Annotated in this window: 1 protein-coding gene; it reads right to left on the bottom strand. The window is 41.7% G+C overall.

The features are described from left to right. Window positions 1-87 precede the first annotated feature (87 nt). On the bottom strand, window positions 88-1,066 hold a 979-nt coding region (locus ABUA47_RS14695), incomplete at its 5' end, for a YhcG family protein (RefSeq protein ID WP_349831726.1).

Here is a 1,066-nt window from a genome sequence, read left to right as displayed (position 1 = left end):
AAGCATAATTGGTTACCCAATCATTATATATTCTATTGAGTTCTCCATATTGGGGAATCAGTTTGTTTATTTCTCCTGCCATAGACTTCAATTTTGGGGATTATTGTCCTTGTCAAGGAAAGATGCCAGTTCTTCTTCCACCTCTTCCACACTTGGCAAAGCTGATTTCAAGTTTTCGGGTATAGCCTTGCTCAGTTGATAATCGCTGATGCCTATCGGTTGGTCGTAGCCTGTCAATGCGTATTGTGCTACCACCTCATCTTTTCCTTTGCACAGCAACAGCCCGATAGTCTTGTTGTCATTTTTTCCCCTCAGTTTGTCATCCACCACATTGATGTAGAAATTCAGTTGCCCTGCATACTCCGGTTTGAATGGAGTAGCTTTCAGTTCTACAACAATGTATGCGTGTAGCGGAATAGAATATAGAATCAAGTCGGCAAAGAAATCACTGTTACCTATTTGAAAATGCTTCTGCCGGGCGACAAAGGCAAAACCATTGCCCATTTCCAACAAATAACGGGTAACGTGCTTTACCAGCTGCTCTTCTATGTCCCTTTCGTCTGCCTTTTCTTTCGCTCCAGCCAAATCGAAGATGTACGGGTCTTTCAATAGGTAATTGGCAAGGTCGCTTTGTGGTGCTGGAAGTGTGGCTGTGAAATTGTTTACCTTGTTGTTGTTGATTTGTCTGTTATATAGGTTGTTTTCAATTTGCATTTTCAGCACATTGCTACTCCAGCCCATTTCTACAGCCTGTTTCATATACCAATATCCTATGCCTAACGGTAACGAACCGTTAAGTATGACCATTTGGCTTGCCCAGTTTATTTTGGCAACAGGGGATTTCAGGAAAACTTTTTCTATTTCCCTAATCTCCATCCTGTAAATGGCAGAAACTGTTTTCTCCACATCCTGAATTTGCGCAGGAACTTCCTGCGTAATTTCTAAAGATTGACAATCAGCGGATTGTATTTGCGCAGTAAGTTCCTGCGTAAATTGTCCGTTGTTCAGTTTCAATACTTCATCTGTAACATTCTGTATGCTTGGAACAGACAGCCTTGTGTCTGTC

It is taken from the genome of Bacteroides sp. RTP31139st1_H2_RTP31139_211217 (genome assembly GCF_040227615.1).
Lineage (GTDB): Bacteria > Bacteroidota > Bacteroidia > Bacteroidales > Bacteroidaceae > Bacteroides > Bacteroides uniformis.
Note: the sequence above shows the minus strand (reverse complement) of the source record. Positions and strands in the feature narration are given on the sequence as shown.